This is a genomic window from Pseudoalteromonas sp. NZS11_1 (assembly GCF_015864275.1).
GTDB classification, from domain to species: Bacteria; Pseudomonadota; Gammaproteobacteria; order Enterobacterales; family Alteromonadaceae; genus Pseudoalteromonas; species Pseudoalteromonas arctica.
This window is the reverse complement of record NZ_JADYXK010000073.1, coordinates 1-500: the sequence shown is the minus strand read 5'-3', so window position 1 is coordinate 500 and position 500 is coordinate 1. Positions and strand designations below refer to the sequence as shown.

Annotated in this window: 1 protein-coding gene; it reads left to right on the top strand. The window is 51.4% G+C overall.

What is annotated here, in order from left to right; all coding sequences use genetic code 11:
• Window positions 1-500 (top strand): Ig-like domain-containing protein (locus I6F44_RS19550; RefSeq protein ID WP_197174416.1); only part of this gene is annotated, 500 nt, incomplete at both ends.

The following is a 500-nucleotide window of genomic DNA, read 5'->3' as shown; positions in this document are numbered from 1 at the left end:
GCCACCGTACTTGCTAATGGTACGTGGTCAATGCCTGTACCGATAGCACTTGCAGAAGGTGCATACACTATTAGCGCGAGTGTTGAAGATGTGGCAGGCAACGACACCACTGCCACAGGCACTGGTGAAATAGATACCATTGCACCGACACTTGTACTTACCAGTCCAGGCTCAAGTAGCGACATCACCCCGACACTCAGTGGAACAAGCGATGCGGTTGAAGGCACCGTTATTAACTTCACCGTGGTGGACGATCAAGGCAATACACAAACGTTCACCACCACGGTTGATGCAGACGGCAACTTTTCAGTCGAAGTGCCTAATGCGATAGCCGAAGGGCCGTACAGTATTAACGCCAACATCAGCGATGTGGCAGGTAACAGCACCAATATTACCGGCAACGGCACCATTGATACCACAGCACCAAGTGTGAGTGTAGATGCGCCATTATTAACAAACGACAGCACGCCCACGGTTACGGGCACCAGTGATGCACCTAA